The organism is Microbacterium sp. CFBP9034 (genome assembly GCF_034045255.1).
Lineage (GTDB): Bacteria > Actinomycetota > Actinomycetes > Actinomycetales > Microbacteriaceae > Microbacterium.
The window spans coordinates 816,526-834,617 of sequence record NZ_JAXCWC010000001.1 but is presented as its reverse complement, the minus strand read 5'-3'; the positions used below and the strand labels follow the sequence as shown (position 1 = coordinate 834,617).

Genomic DNA, 18,092 nt, shown 5'->3' with positions numbered 1-18,092 from the left:
CCGGCATGTCGGACTCCCTCGGGGTCCTCGACCGCATGACGGCGATCTTCGAGGCCTTCGACGAGGACGATCGGGGCCTGCGCATCTCGGAGCTCGCGGAGCGGGCTGAGCTGCCGAAGTCGACCGTCTCGCGGCTCGTCTCCGCGCTCGTCCGCCAGCACTACCTGGAGCGCGACGGAACGGTCATCCGGCTGGGCCTCCGGCTCTTCGAGCTCGGCCAGCTCGCCGAGGAGCCGCGCGAACTGCGCGCGGCGGCGCTCCCGGTGCTGGCGGACCTCCGCCGCGCGACAGGCCGCAGCGCGTATCTCGCCATCCGGGACGCGCACGAGATGGTGTGCATCGCGATCATGCGCGGCGACACCACCACCCCGCTGATCTGCCGCATCGGCGGTCGGATCCCCGTCCATGCGACGGCTCTGGGGAAGGCTGCGCTCGCCCACGCCGATCCTGCCGCGGTCGACGCGGTCGTCGCGACCGGGCTGGCGGCGTCGACACCGAGCACGATCACCGACCCCGCCCGCCTGCGGAATCAGCTCGTCGGCGTCCGTCGCGACGGGCTCGCGGTGGACGTCGAGGAGTTCGGCATCGGCGTGACGTCGGTGGCCGGCCCGGTGTTCTCCCCGCCGGGGGTGCTGGTCGGGGCGATCGGGGTGTCAGGGCTGTCGGGCGACATCGACGTCGAGGCATCCGGTCCGCACGTGCGCGGCGCCGCGCTCGCCCTCGGCCGTCGACTGGCACCGGGCGGGGTACCGCCGCGACGGCCGTCTCACTGAGTGCTCGGCGCACCTCGCCGGTCGGTCATCGTCGCGACGACCATGTCGCCGATGAGGCGGCGGTGGGAGTCCTGCAACGAGGCTTCGAGCATGTCCCGGTCGAAGATGGCCGCGAACGTGTGGCGGTTGGCCACGTGGAAGCAGGCATAGGCGCTGATGACCATGTGAACGTCCAGCGCATCGATGTCATCGCGGAAGAGTCCCTCGCCGACGCCGCGCTCGATGACCTGCTCGAGCAGCGTGATGGCCGTGACGTTCTCGCGGAGAATCGTGTCGGACTGACGCAGGTGCTCGGCGCGGTGGATGTTCTCGATGCTCACGAGCTTGATGAACGCCGGGTGGGTCGTGTGGTGGTCGTACGTCACCTCCGCGATCTTGCGAAGCGCCTCGTCCGGCGACAGCTCGTCGATCTGGATGCCGCGTTCCACCCGGCGGATCTGCGCGTACGCGCGTTCCAGCACCGCGAGATAGAGGCCCTCCTTGGAGCCGTAGTAGTAGTAGATCATCCGCTTCGTCGTGCGCGTCCGTGCGGCGATCTCGTCGACTCGGGCACCGGCATAGCCGTTCGCGGCGAACTCGGCCGTCGCGACCTCGAGGATGTCGCCCTGGGTGCGCACGGCGCGCTCGGTCGATCCGCTGTCGCGCACCTCGCTCAGCCGCTCGCTCATCGAGAGCTCCCTTCAGCGCCGGACCGCTCCTCGGCACCGATGAGCGCAAGGAAATGCCGCTGCATCCGGTCGCGATCGGGCACCCTGCCCGTGATGATCTGGAGACTAGCGCATGCCTGGCCGACGGCCATCCTCCCGCCGTCGAGCACCGGATGCCCCCGCTCGGCGGCCTGCCGCAGGAGCTCGGTCTCGAGCGGGCGGTACACCACATCCGACACCCAGGCTCCCTCGGCGAGCAGGTCGAGGTCGAACGCGACGCCCGGATGATGGAGCATCCCCATCGGGGTCGCGTGGACCACGCCGCTCGCGCGCGAGACGGCGTGCGGAAGGTCACCGCCGAGCACCGTCGTGATGGTCTGCTCCGGGAAGTGCGTGCGCATGCGTTCGGCGAGGTGCTCCGCGCGCTCGGTCTCGACGTCGAACAGATCGAGCCTCAAGGTGCCGCGCGTGAGGAGCGCGTACGCGGTCGCGGCCCCGGCCCCGCCGCAGCCGATCTGCACGACGCGATCGAGCGACGCTCCCGGCAGGCCGGCCGCAAGGCCGTCGCCGAACCCCATCCAGTCGGTGTTGTACCCGATGAGGCGATCGCCGTCGAACACCACGAGGTTCACGGCTCTGAGGCGTGCGGCATCCGCGTGAAGCTCGTCGACGAGATCGAGGACGAGCTGCTTGCACGGATGGGTGATGTTCATGGCCGCGAAGCCCGTCGCCCGCGCCTCGGCGAGGAGGGCGCCGACGTCCTCCGCCGGCCTCCCGAGCTCGATGAGGTCGAGGACGCGGTATTCGTAGTCCAGCCCGAGTGCGGCCGCCTCGGCCTCGTGCATCGGAGGGGTGAGGGAGGCGGTGATGCCCTCGCCGATGAGCCCGACGAGGTAGCGGTCGCCCTGTGCGTCCGAGCGTGGCCGGGCGGGCGGTCGGCGATCGGTCACGAAGCGTCCACGACTTCGAAGTCCACCGTGGCGAGAGACGCCTTCACCGGGCCGGAGATCCTCAGCACCTCGGCGTGCGCCGGGTGGCGGTTGTACGCGTCGAGTCCGTCGAGGTCGTCGAAGTCCGCGACGATCGCCAGTTCGTGCGACGACGGCCCACCGACGACATCGGTCCCGACGCTCAGGCTCCGGAGCTCGGGGATCTGCGCCGGAAGCGCCCGCAGCAGCGCCACCCACTCCTCTCGCTCCGCCTCGGTGAAGGACGGCACGAAGGTGAAGACGGCGACATGGCGGATCATGCCGCTGCTCCCGTGTGGGACTCGCGTCGCTGCTGGTACTGCGCCGCGAGCCGCACCGGTGCGTTGAGCGCGCCATAGCCGTCGTAGCCGTCCCGCCGCTCGACGATCTCGAGGAAGACCGTGCCGATCGGCGCGGTGTAGAAGTGGAGGAATTCGCCCGCCTCGTCGCGGTCGTACATGACGTTCAGGTCCTTCAGCTGTTCGAGCAGCGCGGGCTCGATCTCGAACCGCGCTTCGATGTCGTCGTAATAGTTGGCAGGGATGTGAAGAGGGCGGAAGCCGCGGTCGCGGGCCGATCGGGCGAGACCGAGGGCATCGGATGCCGCGAACGCGATGTGCTGGGGAAGGATGGCGTCCTCCCCGGCGGCGGGAGGGACGAGGTTGAGAGCGATCCGCACGACGCCGTCGGCGGTCGTGAGCACCTGGCTGCGCACGAGCCCGACCGGTGCCGCCACCTCCATCGCGGGCTGGGTGCGAAGGTCGAGCACGGAGTGGAAGAAGAGCACACCGGCATCGAAGTGCTGCCAGGGCTGCGCGAGATTGATGTGGTCGACCTGGAGGATCCGCGCATCGCCCTGATCGACGGGGTCGCCGAACTCGCTCACCCAGTCCGGTTCCGACTCCCCCGCCGCGCCGAAGAAGATCTCCGACCCATCGGGGGCCCGGACGCCGACGAGCGGTTCGTCGCCCGCACCCTCTTCACGGTGGAGCTGCGTCGCCGACAGCTCGGTGGCTCGCTGCAGGGCCGCGTCACGATCCCGAACCGAGAGCCCGATCCCCGCCACGGTCGGCTGCGGACGATCGGACTCCGGACGGCCGAGCACGATGCGCGCCCCGCCCTGCGCCCACAGCTCCACGCTCTTCGTCCGGTGTGCGCCGTGTGCGCGAAAGCCGAGCTGCTGCAGGAGGGTCCGGGTGTCGTCCATCGCCTCCGTCCGGAGCTCGACGTAGCTGACGCCCGTGGGCGGCTCGACGAGGGGAAGCGCCGTGGCCGACATCCTCGCGGCCCGCCCGCCCGCGGCCGCGCCCAGCCAGCGCGCGGCTTCGTCCTCGAGCCACCGCAGGGAACGGTGGGCGTCGATCGCCGTCGAGAGCGGGTCGGACTGGCGGAAGGTGTCGTTGAAGATCTCGAGTGAGATCGGCCCGTCGTATCCCGTCCGCATGAGGTGCCCCATGAACGCCCCCAGATCGAAGCCGCCCTCCCCGGGGAAGACGCGGTGGTGGCGGCTCCACGAGAGGACGTCCATCGACAGGAGCGGCGCATCGGCGAGCTGGACGAAGAAGATCTTGTCGGCGGGAATGGTCTCGATGGCCTCGGGATTGTCGCCCTTCGACAGGATGTGGAAGCTGTCGAGGCACACCCCCACCCGAGGGTGATCCGCCAGGCGCACGATGCGGGCGGCCGTCTCATAGCCGTCGACGAATCGTCCCCAGGCGAGTGCTTCGTACGCGACCCGGACGCCGAACCGGTCGGCGAGATCGCCCAGCCGGCGAAGCTGGGTCGCCGCCAGCTGCTCGTCCCCGCTGCGCGCCGTCGCGACGTTGCTGCACAGGAGGATGGTCTCGATGCCGAGGCGGTTCATGAGCGTGAACTTCGCCGCCGCTCTGCGGAGGTTGTGATCCAGCAGGTCGGGGCCGACCCCTTCGAAGTCACGGAAGGGCTGGTAGAGGTCGAGCGACAGGCCGAGCTCGGCGGCGCGCGCGCGGATCGTCTCGGGCGAGTCGGGCGATGCGACGAGATCCGGCTCGAAGATCTCCACCCCGTCGAAGCCCGCTTCCTGCGCCGCGAGGAGCTTCTCGTCCAGAGTGCCGCTCAGGCAGACCGTGGCGATCGACGTGCGCATGAGACCTTCCTGCGGCCGCCGACGCTGGCAGCCGCTCGATTCTCGAACAGCATTGCATGAAAACGTACTAACTAGTACGTTCGACCTCAAAGGGTGGTCGACGACGATTCAACCTGTAGGGAGGGGAATCTCGATGACGAGTCTCGCCGAATGGAACACCGGCGCCGGTCGGCCGGTGGCACCGGCATCCGTGCTCGATCGGATCTTCGCGCTCCTCGATGCCGTCAGGGCGTCCGGAGGATCGGTGTCGATCACCGACCTCGCTGAGCAGACGAACCTCCCCAAGTCGACCGTGTCCCGCCTGGTCGCAGATCTGACCCGGCAGCGTTATCTGGAGCGGTCGGACGAGGGCGTGACCCTCGGACTGCGCCTGTTCGAGCTCGGTGCGCGCGCGAGCCTGCCCCGCCGACTCCTCGCCGCCGCGGCACCGGTGATCAGGAACCTCCGGGATGTCACGGGCGAACGCGTCGGCCTGTGGGTGCAGCAGGGGACCGACATGGTCTCCGTGGCGGCCGTCGCCGGCCGGCTTCCGATGCTCCCGACCCGTGCCGGCATGCGCTCCCCCGCCTTGACGACGGCCAGCGGCAAGGCGTACCTGGCCTTCTGCGCCGACCAGTCGGTGGTCGCCCGGGTGAGCGCGCCCCTCATCAACCACGCCGCGGACGAGTTCCGGGACGAGCTCAGCCATGTGCGGTCCTCGGTGGTCGCCATCGACCGGGAGGTCGCCTATCCGGGCATCCTGGCGGTCGCCAGCCCGGTGCTCTCGGCCGACCGGGTCGTTCTCGGCGCGATCTCGGTCGCCGGCCCCAGCGGGGCCATGGACCCCGAGCGCGTGGCGCCGCTGGTTCGTGCCGCCGGCTCGACCCTCACACGCCGCCTCTCGGCGGCGTAGTCACGATGCGCACAGCGGATTGGACCGACTCGGTCAGTGTGCTCGACCGCGTGACCGCGGTCTTCGACGCGTTCGGCGAGCAGGACGAGGGCCTCGGCATCTCGGAGCTGGCGCGCCGGGCGAACCTGCCGAAGTCGACGGTGTCGCGCATCGCAGCCGACCTCGTCAGCCAGCAGTTCCTCGATCGCGAGGGCGACAAGCTCTACCTCGGCGTTCGGCTGTTCGAACTCGGTCAGACGGTCGAGCAGCCGCGTCGGCTGCGCCATGCGGCACTGCCGGTGATGAACGAACTGCGGGGCCTGACGGGCCAGACCGTGAATCTCGCGATACTCGACGGGTCAGATGTCGTCATCATCGCGACCGTTCGCGGCGAGGGCGCCTCGAAACCGCCGGCACGGGTCGGCGGCCGCCTGCCCGCCCACGCGACGGCGCTCGGCAAGGCGCTTCTCGCCTTTTCGCCGAAGGAGACCTCGCAGCGCCTCGCCGAGGCAGGACTGGCACCGCGCACCCCGCGCACGATCTGCGAGCCTTCGGCGCTGTGGAAGGAACTCGTCGACATTCGCCTCAGCGGTATCGCGTTCGAACGCGAGGAGTGCGCGACGGGGCGCGTGTGCGTCGCCACCCCGATCCTCGCTCATGGCGCCCTTCCCGTCGCGGCGCTGTCGGTGACGGGCTCGGTCGAGGGGCTCATCCCCGAGCAGGCCGGTCCTGCCGTGCGCGCCGCGGGCATCACCGTCGGCCGCCGTCTCGGTCAGGGTCGGCCCGCCTGATCGCCGGACGCGACGAAACGGGGTGGGTGCGATCTCGCACCCACCCCGTCCCGTTCAGCCGTGAGGTCAGCCGGCCGACTCGCGGATGGCCTGGTACGCCTCGAGGTTCTCTCCGGTGAAGTAACCCCCGAAGAATTCCTCGGCCTTGCTCTTGAACGCGTCCATGTCGATGTCTTCCTGCTCGATCACGGTGTAGGCATCGTCTCCGCGGTACTCCTCGAGGATCGTCTCCGTCTCCTCGTCGACGCACGTGCGGTTCTCGGGACGGATCTCGTGGATGGTCTCCTCGAGCAGGGCGGCCTGCTCGTCGTTCATCTTGTCGTACGTCTTGTCGCTGACGATGATCCAGTGGATGCCGACCTGATGATCGTTCAGGACGACGGTGTTGAGCACCTCGTCGAAGCTCTGCGAGTGCGTCGCGACGATCGGGTTCTCCTGCCCGACGGCGATGCCCTGCTGCAGGGCGGAATACACCTCTTCGACGGCGACGGAGACCGGGTTGTCGACACCGAGCGCCTCGGCGTTGGCCAGGAACTGCGGCGAGTTCGGGAACCGGATGGGCACGCCCGCGAGGTCGTCGGGGCTGGTGACCTCGACGTCCTTCGTGGTGAAGGTGCGGTTGCCGAAGAACCATCCGTCCACGATGTTGACGCCCGTGGCCTCGTGGAACGACGTGAACAGCTCTTCCGAGCTTTCGTCGATCCAGTTGAACGCGTGGTCGACGTCGTCGAAGGCGTAGGCCGCATCGACCACGCCGATGGGCTCGAACGTCGAACTCAGGGCGGAGGCGCCCTGCAGGTCGATGTCGATGTCGCCGGCCTGGACGAGCGGGAAGCGGTCCGCGTCGGGACCGAGCTGGCTCGCGGGGAACAGCTCGACGGTGAAGCCGATGTCGGCGTCCTCGAGTCGCTCCTTGAGCAGTTCGACGCCGCAGAAGTAGTTCGGCGTCTCTTCCGGCTGGCTGGTGGCTACGGTGAGCGTGACGGGTTCATTCTCCGCGGCGGGGTCGTCGGTGGCGGTGCTCCCCGGGTCGCCGCCGGCACAGCCGGTGATGACGAGGGCGGATGCTGCGAGCACCGACGCGGCAAACCGGCCTCGGCGCGTCGATCGGGCTGTGCCCATGGGACTCTCCTCTTGATTCTGCGCACGTCATCGTGCAAGCGCGGACGTGACATTCGGTGGCCGCAGCGGGACATCCGGTCGATACGTGTTCGCACGGGGCGAGATCGTCGTCGACCACGCTGTCAGGTTGCGGCCCTGTGGCAGTGCTGACTCTTACGGACATCGAGCGGTTCGCAAAGCGATGTCCCGTCGAGTGGAACATGCGATCCTTCGCAGTCGGAAGGGGGGATTCACCGCTGAATGGAACGCACCGTCTACGTCGTTCCATCGTGCCATACGCTCGCCTCGGGCCCGCGCGACAAGATGACCAGGGAGGCTTCCGTGACCGCATCCGGGGACGGACCTGTGCGTATCGGCGTCGTCGGCGCCGGGTTCATGGGCCGGCAGCACATCGAGTTCGTCCGCGCGGCGAAGGGCGCCGAACTGAGCGCTGTCGCGGACCCGCTGGCCGCGGTCGAGGAGTTCGGATGCCCGACCTTCCCCTCCGCTGCGGCGGCGCTGGAGGCCGTGGAACTCGACGCCGTCATCATCGCCAGCCCCAACTCCCTCCACGTCGACACCGCGATCGAATTCCTCGAGGCGGGGGTCGCGGTGCTGCTCGAGAAGCCGATCGCCGTCGACTACCGCGAGTCGATCCGACTCGTGCAGGCCGTCGCACGTCTCGACGGGCGACTGCTCGTCGGCCATCACCGCCGTCACCATCCCGCCGTCGCGCGCGCACGCTCCGCGCTCCGCGACGGCACCATCGGACAGGTCGTCGCCGTCAGCGGGATCTGGTCTGCACGCAAAGACGAGTCCTACTTCACCGACATCCCGTGGCACAGCCGGCAGGGAGCCGGTGTGATGCTCATCAACGTCGTCCACGACCTCGATCTGCTGCGCCACCTCTGCGGAGAGGTCGCCGAGGTGCAGGCGCTGCGCAGCTCCCATGCCCGCGGTCTGGCCGTGGAGGACACGGTGTCGCTGAATCTCCGATTCCAGTCCGGCACGGTCGGGAGCTTCCTCGCTTCCGATGCCGGAGCCTCGCCGTGGGGCTGGGACCAGTCCACCGAGGAGACGCTCTCCTTCCCCTACTTTCCCGACGGCGTGGCTTATCAGTTCACCGGGACGCGCGGAGCGCTGTCGGTTCCCAATCTCGCCACTTATTCGTACGACCCGTCGGTGTCCGCCGACTGGCACTCGCCGCTTTCCCGCACCTATCTGCAGGTCGCGCCGCGAGGATCCTTCGAGGCGCAGCTGGACCACTTCCTCGACGTGGCCCGGGGCGACGCGGCACCACTCGTGTCGGCCGAGGACGCCTCCCGCACGCTCGCGCTCGTCGAGGCGGCGGCACTGGCTGCCGCGAGCGGATCGACTGTCGACGTCGCGGGGTTCCGGGCCGATGCCGAGGCGTCCTCATGACCCGCGCCCGGCTCCGGCGGTGAACGCGCTGCGCGGTCGGGAGTTCGACGCCGTCGTCGTCGGAGGCGGACTCGCGGGCCTGGCCGCGGCGCACCGGCTGGCTGTGGCCGGGCGCCGGGTCGCCCTCGTCGAGAAGCGCGACCGGCTCGGAGGCAGCTCGGCGATGAGCGGAGGCTGGCTCGCACTGTCGGGCACCGCGCTCCAGCGCACTGCAGGCGTCGCCGACTCCGATGCCCTGTTCCTCGCGGATATGGTCGCCACGGGCGGAGGGTTCGCCGACGAGCTTCTCCTTCAGGCGCTCGTCGAGCACCAGGCGCGCGCGGTCGAAGCGATCGATCGCGCGGGGGCGTGGACGGACGAGCTCAAGGTCAGTGCGGGCATGACCGTCGCGCGGGCGCACCTGATCCGCATCCGCGATCTGCTCGGCTTCCTCGAGAGCGAGGCGCGCGCCGCGGGCGCCGTGATCCGTCGCGGGTGCGCGGCTCATGCACTGATCTGGGACGGCGAGCGGGTTCGCGGCATCCGATCCGAGTCCGGCGACCTCACCGCCGACGCCGGCGTCGTTCTCGCGAGCGGCGGGTTCTCGCGCTCCCGCGAGCTTCTCGAGCTCTTCGTGCCCGACCAGGCCGGCGCCATGCCGTACGGCGGACTGGGCAGCACGGGCGACGGACTGCGCATGGGCTGGATGCTGGGCGCGGGCCTCGCCGACATCGGTCACGTCGCCGGCACCTACGGTCAGCACCCCGAGACGACCGACGACGAGCACGAGCTGCTGACCGCGAACTACCTCGGCGCGATCCTCGTGAACGCGCGCGGTGAGCGCTTCGCGGACGAGTCGGAATCGTACAAGGTCCTCGGGTCGGCGGTCCTGGGCCAGCCCGGCGGGATGGCCCACCAGGTCTTCGACTCGGTGGTGAGAGCGCGTTCGAGGCCCGGCGTGCCGCTGTCCGACATGGAGCGGATCGACGACCTCGGCCATCTCGTCAGTGCGCCCACGCTCACAGCGCTCGAGCACGGACTCGGCATCCCGGCCGGGCGACTTCGTCGGACCGTCGAGCTGTACAACGAAAGCGTCTCGGGCCGTACGGAGGACGGATTCGGGCGCACGGGGCTCGTGAACGGAGTCGGCCCGCTCGTGCCCGTCGCGGTCCCGCCCTACTACGCGTACTCGGCGGTCACGGCCATGACGTCGACGTACGGAGGGCTGAGCGTCGCGCCCGACACCTCCGTCACCCGTGTCGATGGAACGCGCATCGCGGGCCTGTGGGCCGCCGGTGAGATCGTGGGCGGATTCCACGGTGCGTCCTATATGACGGGGACCGCGCTGACCAAGGCGCTCGTGTTCGGGATTCAGGCGGCCGAGACGATCCTGGAGCGCTGATCGGGCGCGGTCAGGCCTCCGCCGTGAGCCGGTCAGCCGCGCGGATCGCCAGCTCGTAGCCGAACACACCCGCGCCCGCGATCACCACGCGCGCAACGGACGAGATGATCGACTGCTGGTGGAGGACGTCGCGCGCATGGATGTTCGTGATGTGCACCTCGATGACCGGGGTGGCGAGCATGTGGAGCGCGTCGAGAAGCGGCACGGAGCCGAAGCTGAAGCCCGCCGGATTGATGACCACCGTCGCGTTCTGCCGAAAGGCGTCGTGCACCCATTCCACGACCTCGTGCTCCGCGTTGGATTGCGCGAAGAAGAGCTCGAACCCGAGCGCTTCTGCGACTCGGCCGCACTCCGTGCGGACGTCCTCCAGCGTCGCGGTGCCGTACAGCTCCGGCTCGCGCAGGCCGAGCATGTTCAGGTTGGAGCCGTTCAGAACGAAGAGCTTCCTTGCCACCGATCACTCCTCTCGGATTCGGTCTGCCGGACCCGGGGTCCCCGCGCCGCCGGCTTCGCTCGCCGCGGGGACTCCGGTGATCAGCAGACCGGCTACATCAGGCCGAGCATCGTCGGCACGATCGTGACGATGATCGGGAACAGCGTGAGGAGCAGCAGGACCACTCCCAGCGGGATGAGGAACGGGAGGATGCCTCGGAACAGCTCTCCCATGGGTCTCCGTGTGATGGAGCCGATGACGAACAGCACCGCGCCGACCGGTGGCGTCAATGATCCGATCATCAGGTTGAGGATCATGATGACGCCGAGCTGCACGGGGTCGATGCCGTACTGCGCGATGATCGGCATCAGGATCGGCACCAGCACCAGGATCACGGGCGGCGCCTCGAGGAAGATGCCGAGCAGGATCAGCAGCACGTTCAGCAGCAGCAGGAACACGATCGGGCTCGAGGTCAGACCCGCCAGCCACTCGCCGAGGTTGCGAGAGACCTGCTCGCGTGCGAGCACCAGCCCCATCAGGTTCGACGCGCCGAGGATCAGGAGGATGCCGCCGGAGATGACGACCGTCTCCTTGGCGGCCTTCCAGAACACGTGCCAGTTCAGCGTGCGGTAGATCACTCCGAGGATGAGCATGTACACCGCTGCGATGCCGGCGCTCTCGGTCGGAGTGAACCATCCGCTGAAGATGCCGCCGAGGATGATGACGGGCAGGAACGCCGGTCCGATGACCCGCGCGACCGCCTTGCCGAGCATCGAGCCGTCGAACGGACGCGTCGTGGCGATCTTGGGGTGCAGTCGCACCCACACGAAGACGTACAGGGCGAGGCCGATCGCCATCAGCATGGCCGGCAGGATCGAGCCCGCGAAGAGGGCGCCCGTGGAGATGGATGCCGTCGCCGCGAAGAGGACTGCGGGGATGCTCGGCGGCATCACCGTGCTCATCAGCGAACCGGACGCCGTGAGCCCCGCCGAGAACCCGTACGGGTAGCCCGCCTTGAGCATCTGCGGGATCTGCACCTTGCTCGTGGATGCGGCATCCGCGAGCGCGGAACCGCTGATCCACGAGAACCCGATCGCGGTGCCGAGGTTCACGTAGGCGAGGTTGCCGGGGAGCCTCGGAAGGAGCGCCCGGGCGAAGTCGTAGAGCCGGGTCGCGATGCCGAGATGGTTGGCGATCGTGCCGACGAAGATGAACAGCGGCACCGCGAGCAGCGGGAAGCTGTTGATGCCGTTCACGACGGACGAGATCGCGTATCCCGCCGACAGGTTGTGGCTGTAGAAGTACAGCATGCTCGACGCGATCATCGCGAAGGCGACCGGCACCCGCAGGAGCAGGAAGACGACGAGCAGCAGGATGTAGAGCCAGAGATCCAAAGCTCAGCCTTCCATTTCGCCGATGTCGAGCTTGTGCTCGGGGCGGTTCGCATAGGGGATCTTGAAGGTGGAGTGCACTGCGGCCGAGAGGAAGCCGATCAGAGCGAAGATGTACAGCACGCCGATGGGCACGTGCATGGCGGCGCTGAGCCGGCCCCACTCGGACTCGATCTTCACGAACGCCTCGTAGGCGAGGGCGATGCTCGTCGCGGCCATGATGATCGCGGAGACGACTCTCAGCGCGACGAAGAGTCTCGTCCCCGCGAGCATCTCGTCGAAGATCTCCAGCACGATGTGGCCGTTGCGGCCCACGAGGTAGCCGGTGGTGATGAAGGTCATCGCGACCATCGACATGAGCGCGAGCTCGCCGGCGCCGACCCAGCCGACCGAGGGGAAGTAGCGCCCCAGGACTTGAAGCATGACGCCGAAGACGATGAGGGCGAACAGCACGACGCCGATGGCGATCTCGATCGCGGAGAGGACCTTGATGAACCTCGGATCCGCGGGGACGCCCTGATTCAGCTTGGGCGCCGTGTAGAAGGTGTTGGTGTGCCCGTAGATGGAGTCCGCGAAGCCGGGCTCGGGCACCTTGTCCGGCACCTTCTCGGGCTCTGCGCCCGGTCCTTCCTCGGGCTGTGCGCCGGGGTCCTTGTCATTCACGGCGTCACCGCCATGTTGTCAGGGTGCATTGCCAACCTCTCTGTTGATGCAGGGCGACGCTGCGCACGCGCAGGACCGCCCCTGTGACTCTGGTCGTCGCACCGACCCGTGCAAAGTCGAGTCTCGCCGAATGGGACACCGACCGCTCGCAGAGATCCGCCCCCGTCGGAGCACGGCCGCCCAAGGGGCGATCGCGCCGACCGACGGGAGCGGATCAGCGGTACTGCGGTCGGATTCCTCCTACTTGGTGATCCTCACCGTCGCGGTCGACGTGAGCTGCTTCTGCACGCCCGACGGGTCGAGCACGTTCACGCGCACGGTGAGCGTCGCCTCGCCCGCCGGCACGTTGTTGTCGATGTCCGCCTTCTCGAACTGGAGGATGACCCGGTTCTTGTTGGCGGTCACCTTCGTGGGCTCGACCACGCTGGACGAGAGTGGCGTCACCAGGGCGGCCCCGCTCTCATACCGGTAGCCCGCAGGGAGCTCGAAGTGAGCCGACACCTTTCCGTCGACACCCGTGAAGAGCCCTGTCTCCGAGCTCAGGTTGATCCGGCTCGGCGTGAACCTCAGCGCGCCCGGCTGGTCCTGCGGCGTGAGGTAGACCTCGATCTTGCCGGTCGGCCGCGGATCGGTGCAGTCGTTGAAGTAGTACTCACCGGCACGGTCGAACGTGTGCTGGTAGGTCTCCCCCGGCTGCAGCCTGGCGTTGAACTCCCCCTCGAAGAACTGCGTTGCGCAGTGCTCCTTCACGTTGGGGAAGTTCGGGAACGTCTCGGCCCCGGGATTGCGGAAGGTGACCGTGGTCCCGACCGGCACACGGAGGTGCGTCGGCTGCATCGAGCTCTGCGTCGTCGCGTCCCGCGCCGCCGCCGTGTCGGCCGTCCGGCTCGAGCGCGCGAGCAGCACCGTGTTGCCCACCGTCTCGCCCGCGACCGCCGCACCGCTGACCGGACGCCGGATCGTCAGCGGTGCCGTGTCCGGCCCCTCCTGGCTGCCCGACTCGGTCGTGTAGGTGCCACCGAGCTTGAAGGCCCAGAGCGAGTCGCCCTGCGTCACCGATCCGCCGTAGGGGTTGGTCGACCCCGCGGCGAAGACGGCGACGTACTGCTCGCCGTCGACCTCGTAGGTGACCGGCGCGGCGGCGATCCCCGAGCCCGTCTGGAACTCCCAGAGCACGTCGCCGTTCTCGGCGTCCATCGCGAGCGCTCGACCGTCGATCTGACCGACGAAGAGGAGATCGGATGCTGTCACCAGCGGCCCCTGGCCGTGCGACATGTCGGTGCCGAGGTGGTTCTCCCACGCGACCTCACCGGTCGACGCGTCGTACGCGAGGATGCCGCCGGTCTGGTACTGGCCCATGGCTCGCTGACCGTTCGCCGATGCCCCGTTCCAGTGCGCCACCGGGTTCGTGCCGTACGGGTAGTACACCAGGTTGGTGCGGTGGCTGTAGGCGTTGTTCGACCAGTCCGCTCCGCCGTTCTGGCTGGTGGTGGAGAGGATGGGCAGATCCCACTGCGGGTCGTACATGCAGCCCTCGCGGTGGTCCGACGGGTATCCCTCGGGGTAGCTGAGGAAGGGCTCGTCGGCGGCGACATAGCTGTCGGGGTTGAAGACGAGGTTGCCCTCGGCGTCGGCCTGGTAGCCGTTGTAGTTCGGCACCGCGCGCCACGGATCGCCTGGGATGTTCTCCGGGTCGAGCTTCTCCCACACGACGCACTCGGGGAGCAGCCGGGTCTGCGGGAACGGCTGGGTCGGGGAGTGCGCCTGGCGCGAGTCGGTGATCATCGCCTTCTCGGTGACGGGCAGCACGGGGTCGCCGTTGGTGCGATCCAGCACGAACTGGTGCCCCGACTTGCTGCCGTAGAACACGACCTTGCGCTCCTCGCCGGCGACCTCGATGTCGGCGAGGGTCGGCGGGTGCACGTTGTCCATGTCCCAGACGTCGTGGTGGATGGACTGGTAGTGCCACTTGTACGAGCCCGTTGCAGCGTCGACCGCCACCATCGTGCTCGAGAAGAGGTTGTCGCCGGGCCGCAGCGACCCGTTCTGCGACGAGGTGCAGCTGCGGGCGTTGCCGAAGGTCATGTAGTACATGCCCAGCTCGGGGTCGACGGCGCCGTGGATCCACGACGTCGCGCCGCCCTCCTCCGCGCAGTCGGTGCCGTCAGGAAGAACCGGACCCCAGGTCGCGGACGCATCGAACGGAACTCCGTCGACGCCGGTGAACACCTCGCCGCGCTTCGGTCCGCCGAAGAAGTGCCACAGGTACGATCCGTCGCTCGCGTCGAGCGCGACCACGGCGCCGCGGTCGCCGTCCGCCGCGTGCGCGTAGACGATGCCGTCGTAGTACACGGTGGCGACCTTGCCGACTCGGCCGAGGTCTTCGCCGTTCGGGCCGGTGGCGGGCACCGCCCAGACCTCGGCACCCGTCGCGTCGTCGAGTGCCACGACGCGATTGCCCCCGGCGAGGGTGAAGATCTTGCCGTCGCCGGCCGACACTCCACGCCGCGTTCCGGACAGGCCGTAGACCGAGTTCTCCCACTTCCAGACGGGATCGCCGGTGACGCCGTCGACGGCGATCACGCCGCCGCTCGGGGTGTCGAGGTAGATCACCCCGTCGACGACGATCGGCGTCGTCTGCTGCCCGACGTCATCGCTCGCCGGGGCGACTGCCGAGACATGCGTCCGCCACGCGGGCGCCAGCTCGTCGAGATTGTCCTTGGCGATCTGGGTCAGCCCGGAGTAGTGCTGATTCCCGAGGTTTCCGCCGACGGTCGGCATGTCGGCGCCGGTCGGCTCCACGCCGGTCAATCCGGCGGGCGGGACCGGCTCGGCCGGCCTCACCAGTCCGTACGCGGGCGACGCGGCGACGCCGAGCACGACAAGTGCCCCGACTCCCGCCGCTACCGCCCGCATTGTCAGTCGTTTGCGCATTCCTGACTCCTTGATCGTCTTTGATCCGACGTCCTCGGGGCTTCCGCCCGGTCGACGTCTTTCTGGGGTGTACTGCCGGATCTGCCCGACTGGGGATCGATCGCACCGGCGGCGTTCGGACGCTAACCCCGGCGCCGGGCACGGGCAACGGCGTGACCCACCGAGTGGCACAACTCGCGACCCCTCCTCCGGCCCGGGAGGAGCGATCGCGGCCGATTCCTGCCCAGTGAGACACGCTTTGTCGACGAAGACGGCACGTGCGTAGCATTCGGCAGTCGGCATCAATGCCCATGGACGGAGTTGTCATGGCTGCTTCAGCAACCAAATCCCTGTCGCCCGAGCAGGTGCAGGAACTGGACGACGTGTTCGCCCGCGCCCGCGCGGCGCTCGCGATCATCGAGACCTACGACCAGGAGCGCGTCGACCGGCTGATCCGGGCCGTCGCCTGGGCGGTGGCCAATCGGTCCGCATTCCACCGGCTCGTCCAGATGGGGATCGAGGAGTCGGGTCTCGGCGACTTCGGCAGCCGCATGAACAAGCGGATGAAGATCCGCGGCGTGCTGCGCGATGCGCTGCGCAGTCCCTCGGTGGGGATCATCGAAGAGGACGCCGAGAAGGGCCTGGTCAAGTACGGGAAGCCGGTCGGCATCATCGGCTGCGTCGTCCCGACCACGAACCCCGATCTCACGCCCGCGGGCAACGCGATCTACGCGATCAAGGCTCGGGACGTCGTGGTGTTCTCGCCCCATCCGCGGTCCAAGCACACGACCTTCGAGACCGTTCGCCTGATGCGGGAAGCGCTGGAGGCCGAGGGAGCACCGGCCGACATCCTGCAGTGCATCACCTTGCCGAGCCTCACCGCGTCGCAGGAGATCATGCGGCGGTCCGACCTCGTCATCGCCACCGGCGGCCAGGGGCTGGTGCGCGCGGCGTACAGCTCAGGCACTCCCGCCTACGGCGTCGGGGCGGGCAACGCCACCGAGTTCGTCGATGAGACGGCCGACCTTCAGGAGACCGCCCGCAACTGCATGCTGTCCAAGACGTCCGACTTCGGGTCCGGCTGCTCCGCGGACGGGAACGTCCTGGTGCCGGCGGGCCGCTACGACGACATGCTCGATGCGCTCCAGGCGGAGGGCGGGCACCTCGCGACGGCGGAGCAGCGGTCGGCACTGCAGGCGGTGATGTGGGACGACGAGGGCCACCGGCTCGCCGACACCGTCGCCATCTCACCGCAGCTCCTCGCAAAGGCGGCCGGGTTCGACATCCCCGAAGATCGCCGGTTCATCCTCGTCGAAGGCGACGGGATCGGCGAGGACAGGCAGTTCTGCAAGGAGAAGCTCACGACGCTCATGGCCGTCCACAAGTACGAGGGCAGCTTCGAGGACGGCGTGGAGCTCGCCAAGCAGCTGTACGAGATCGGCGGAAAGGGCCACTCGTGCGGCATCGCCTCGACCGATGACACGCACATCGACTACTTCGCCCAGCACATGCCGGTCTCCCGCATCATGGTGCGCCAGCCCAACTCCAAGGCGAACGCCGGCTCCTTCACCAACGGGATGCCGATGACGTCGTCGATGGGATGCGGCACCTGGGGCGGCAACATCACCTCCGAGAACGTCTCGCTGCGGCACTACCTGAACACCACGTGGGTCTCGCGCACCATCGCGGAAGACCGTCCGTCGGACGAGGAGCTGTTCGGCGACTTCTTCGACGCCGCCCTCGAGACGGACGGAGCCGGCCGATGAGCGATCGATCCCCCGAGGAGCTCCTCGACGAAGTGCACCAGTGGTGGCAGACGGACATCATCGACGTGCAGCCCGGGTCGATCGACCTGCGCGGCTATCCCGTGCAGGAGCTCATCGGCAGGGTCAGCTTCGTCGACACCATCTGGCTCATGCTCCTCGGCGACCTTCCCACGCCGACGCAGTCCGCACTCCTCGAAGCCGCGCTCGTGTCGTCCGTCGACCACGGGCCGCAGGCGCCGTCGATCGCCATCGCGCGCATGGCGACCACGTGCGGCGCGCGCATCAACGGCGCGATGGCTTCCGCCATCAACGTCCTCGACGACGTTCACGGCGGGCCCGGACAGCAGTGCATGGAGCTCTACTACGAGATCGACGCCGAGGCCGCAGCGGCCGGCGGCATCGGAGCGGCCACCCGCCTCGTGCTGGACCGCCGTCGCGACGCCGGCGAGCGGTACGTGCCCGGCTTCGGGCACCGGTGGCACCCGCTGGATCCTCGCACGCCGCGCCTGCTCGCGCTCGTCGATGCGGCGAGCGACGCCGGAGAGATCGACGGTCGCTTCGCGGCGATCGGTCGAGCCGTCGAGGACGCGATCAGCGAGGGGAAGCCGAAGCGCATCCCCATGAACATCGACGGGGCCACCGCGGTCATCTACTGCGAGCTGGGCCTCACCCCCGAGCTCGGGCGGGGAGTGTTCATCCTCTCCCGCTCGGTCGGGATCCTGGCCCACGCCCACGAGCAGATCCAGCAGGGCGGCCGGATCAAGGGCCCGATGCCCAAGGCGATCGGCTACACCTACACCGGACCGGCGCGCCGAAGCCTCCCGAGCGAACACGACAAATGAAGGAG

16 protein-coding genes are annotated in these 18,092 nt (G+C 68.8%); 7 read left to right on the top strand and 9 right to left on the bottom strand.

The genetic code is table 11. From position 1 onward, the window contains the following. The first annotated feature begins 5 nt into the window (after nt 1-5). Entirely contained in the window at nt 6-773 is a 768-nt protein-coding gene (locus SOM19_RS03620) for an IclR family transcriptional regulator (RefSeq protein WP_320485187.1), read from the top strand. Here the strand turns inward: SOM19_RS03620 and SOM19_RS03615 are convergent. Genes SOM19_RS03615 through SOM19_RS03600 form a run of 4 tightly spaced genes read right to left on the bottom strand, consistent with a single transcriptional unit; the run spans nt 767 to nt 4,513 of the window. Further along, nucleotides 767-1,441, bottom strand: coding sequence for a TetR/AcrR family transcriptional regulator (locus SOM19_RS03615; RefSeq protein WP_320485186.1), 675 nt, complete (start codon nt 1,439-1,441; stop codon nt 767-769). The two genes, SOM19_RS03620 and SOM19_RS03615, sit on opposite strands and share 7 nt — an antisense overlap. Beyond that, nucleotides 1,438-2,370, bottom strand: coding sequence for a shikimate dehydrogenase (locus SOM19_RS03610; RefSeq protein WP_320485185.1), 933 nt, complete (start codon nt 2,368-2,370; stop codon nt 1,438-1,440). Before SOM19_RS03610 ends, SOM19_RS03615 begins: the two co-directional genes overlap by 4 nt. Next, nucleotides 2,367-2,669: a Dabb family protein gene (locus SOM19_RS03605; RefSeq protein WP_320485184.1), complete on the bottom strand. Its 303-nt coding sequence runs from the start codon at nt 2,667-2,669 to the stop codon at nt 2,367-2,369. Before SOM19_RS03605 ends, SOM19_RS03610 begins: the two co-directional genes overlap by 4 nt. Then, nucleotides 2,666-4,513 (bottom strand): bifunctional sugar phosphate isomerase/epimerase/4-hydroxyphenylpyruvate dioxygenase family protein, encoded by a 1,848-nt coding sequence (locus tag SOM19_RS03600; RefSeq protein ID WP_320485183.1) that lies wholly within the window; start codon nt 4,511-4,513, stop codon nt 2,666-2,668. Before SOM19_RS03600 ends, SOM19_RS03605 begins: the two co-directional genes overlap by 4 nt. Nucleotides 4,514-4,646: 133 nt before the next feature. Between SOM19_RS03600 and SOM19_RS03595 the strand changes: the two genes are divergently transcribed. Together SOM19_RS03595 and SOM19_RS03590 are read left to right on the top strand one after the other, a co-directional pair. After that, nucleotides 4,647-5,405, top strand: coding sequence for an IclR family transcriptional regulator (locus SOM19_RS03595; RefSeq protein ID WP_320485182.1), 759 nt, complete (start codon nt 4,647-4,649; stop codon nt 5,403-5,405). 5 nt (nt 5,406-5,410) lie between these two features. Next, complete coding sequence (locus tag SOM19_RS03590) at nt 5,411-6,175, top strand: IclR family transcriptional regulator (protein WP_320485181.1); 765 nt, start codon at nt 5,411-5,413, stop codon at nt 6,173-6,175. Nucleotides 6,176-6,241: 66 nt separating this feature from the next. Here the strand turns inward: SOM19_RS03590 and dctP are convergent, their stop codons facing one another. Further along, a complete protein-coding gene (dctP, locus tag SOM19_RS03585; protein ID WP_320485180.1) occupies nt 6,242-7,297 on the bottom strand; it encodes a TRAP transporter substrate-binding protein DctP in 1,056 nt (351 codons plus the stop codon). Nucleotides 7,298-7,618: 321 nt separating this feature from the next. On the opposite strand from dctP, the gene SOM19_RS03580 reads away from it, so the two are divergent. After that, nucleotides 7,619-8,698, top strand: coding sequence for a Gfo/Idh/MocA family protein (locus SOM19_RS03580; RefSeq protein ID WP_320485179.1), 1,080 nt, complete (start codon nt 7,619-7,621; stop codon nt 8,696-8,698). 19 nt (nt 8,699-8,717) lie between these two features. Then, nucleotides 8,718-10,079, top strand: a complete 1,362-nt coding sequence (locus SOM19_RS03575; RefSeq protein WP_320485178.1) for an FAD-dependent oxidoreductase — start codon at nt 8,718-8,720, stop codon at nt 10,077-10,079. Nucleotides 10,080-10,089: 10 nt separating this feature from the next. On the opposite strand, the gene SOM19_RS03570 is transcribed toward SOM19_RS03575, so the two are convergent. From SOM19_RS03570 to SOM19_RS03555, 4 genes are all read right to left on the bottom strand, one after another. Further along, nucleotides 10,090-10,533, bottom strand: coding sequence for a type II 3-dehydroquinate dehydratase (locus SOM19_RS03570; protein ID WP_320485177.1), 444 nt, complete (start codon nt 10,531-10,533; stop codon nt 10,090-10,092). A 92-nt stretch (nt 10,534-10,625) separates the two neighbouring features. Next, nucleotides 10,626-11,906 (bottom strand): TRAP transporter large permease, encoded by a 1,281-nt coding sequence (locus SOM19_RS03565; RefSeq protein WP_320485176.1) that lies wholly within the window; start codon nt 11,904-11,906, stop codon nt 10,626-10,628. 3 nt (nt 11,907-11,909) lie between these two features. Beyond that, nucleotides 11,910-12,566, bottom strand: a complete 657-nt coding sequence (locus SOM19_RS03560; protein ID WP_320485175.1) for a TRAP transporter small permease — start codon at nt 12,564-12,566, stop codon at nt 11,910-11,912. Between the two features lie 240 nt (nt 12,567-12,806). Continuing rightward, nucleotides 12,807-15,500 (bottom strand): outer membrane protein assembly factor BamB family protein, encoded by a 2,694-nt coding sequence (locus SOM19_RS03555; RefSeq protein WP_320485174.1) that lies wholly within the window; start codon nt 15,498-15,500, stop codon nt 12,807-12,809. A 305-nt stretch (nt 15,501-15,805) separates the two neighbouring features. Between SOM19_RS03555 and SOM19_RS03550 the strand changes: the two genes are divergently transcribed. Both SOM19_RS03550 and SOM19_RS03545 read left to right on the top strand, forming a co-directional pair. Next, nucleotides 15,806-17,245 (top strand): aldehyde dehydrogenase family protein, encoded by a 1,440-nt coding sequence (locus SOM19_RS03550; RefSeq protein ID WP_320485173.1) that lies wholly within the window; start codon nt 15,806-15,808, stop codon nt 17,243-17,245. Further along, complete coding sequence (locus SOM19_RS03545; protein WP_320485172.1) at nt 17,242-18,087, top strand: citryl-CoA lyase; 846 nt, start codon at nt 17,242-17,244, stop codon at nt 18,085-18,087. The genes SOM19_RS03550 and SOM19_RS03545 overlap by 4 nt, the downstream gene beginning before the upstream one ends. The last annotated feature ends 5 nt before the right edge of the window (nt 18,088-18,092 follow it).

Coding starts and splice junctions, on each gene's coding strand:
- SOM19_RS03605 (WP_320485184.1), bottom strand. CDS start 2,669: ATGATCCGCCATGTCGCCGTCTTCACCTTCGTGCCGTCCTTCACCGAG.
- dctP (WP_320485180.1), bottom strand. CDS start 7,297: ATGGGCACAGCCCGATCGACGCGCCGAGGCCGGTTTGCCGCGTCGGTG.
- SOM19_RS03550 (WP_320485173.1), top strand. CDS start 15,806: ATGGCTGCTTCAGCAACCAAATCCCTGTCGCCCGAGCAGGTGCAGGAA.
- SOM19_RS03555 (WP_320485174.1), bottom strand. CDS start 15,500: ATGCGCAAACGACTGACAATGCGGGCGGTAGCGGCGGGAGTCGGGGCA.
- SOM19_RS03615 (WP_320485186.1), bottom strand. CDS start 1,441: ATGAGCGAGCGGCTGAGCGAGGTGCGCGACAGCGGATCGACCGAGCGC.
- SOM19_RS03545 (WP_320485172.1), top strand. CDS start 17,242: ATGAGCGATCGATCCCCCGAGGAGCTCCTCGACGAAGTGCACCAGTGG.
- SOM19_RS03595 (WP_320485182.1), top strand. CDS start 4,647: ATGACGAGTCTCGCCGAATGGAACACCGGCGCCGGTCGGCCGGTGGCA.
- SOM19_RS03620 (WP_320485187.1), top strand. CDS start 6: ATGTCGGACTCCCTCGGGGTCCTCGACCGCATGACGGCGATCTTCGAG.
- SOM19_RS03600 (WP_320485183.1), bottom strand. CDS start 4,513: ATGCGCACGTCGATCGCCACGGTCTGCCTGAGCGGCACTCTGGACGAG.
- SOM19_RS03590 (WP_320485181.1), top strand. CDS start 5,411: ATGCGCACAGCGGATTGGACCGACTCGGTCAGTGTGCTCGACCGCGTG.